1 pseudogene is annotated in these 654 nt (G+C 75.2%); it reads right to left on the reverse strand.

Going from position 1 to position 654, the window contains the following annotated elements:
• Nucleotides 1-40: 40 nt before the first annotated feature.
• Nucleotides 41-654: pseudogene (gene bluB / locus AC27KI_RS26665) on the reverse strand (5,6-dimethylbenzimidazole synthase); the annotation flags it as partial.

Below are 654 nucleotides of genomic sequence, written 5' to 3' on the forward strand. Positions count from 1 at the left end.
TGCCGCGGCGGCGCGAGGGCCAGGGCCCAGGCGGCGTCCATCAACGGGGGCCCTTTTCGCCGGCGGCCGGCATCGGGTCCGCGGCAACGCCTTCCGCCAGCCAGGGCGCCGGCTGGCCCCAGGCGTTGTCGAACACCACGGTGTGAAGCGGCGCGCGGCGCGCCCAGCGCTCCTGCTGCAGCATGGGTTCTTCGTAGAAGCCGTGTACCGGACCGATGGACAGCAGCGCCACCGCCTCGGCACCGGGCGGCAGGCCCAGCAGCGCGCCCACGGCGGCGGGGTCGAACATGGAGACCCAGCCCATGCCCAGACCCTCGGCGCGCGCGGCCAGCCACAGGTTCTGCAGCGCGCAGGCGACCGAGGCCAGGTCCATCTGCGGCAGCGTGCGGCGACCGAACACATGCGCCTCGCGGCCATCGGCCAACGCCACGGCGATGCATTCGGCCGCATCGCGCAGGCCCTCGACCTTCAGGCGCAGGAACTCCGCGCCGCGCCCGCCCAGCGCCTCGGCCGTGCGCAGGCGCTCGGCCTCCACACAGGCATGCAGCGCCCGCGCAGCGCCCCATCGGCCACGCGGATGAAACGCCAGGGCTGCATGAAGCCCACGCTGGGGCCGTGGTGCGCGGCCTCCAGCAGCCGCGCCAGCACCTCGGG

It is taken from the genome of Acidovorax sp. KPB24-03, from assembly GCF_057546605.1.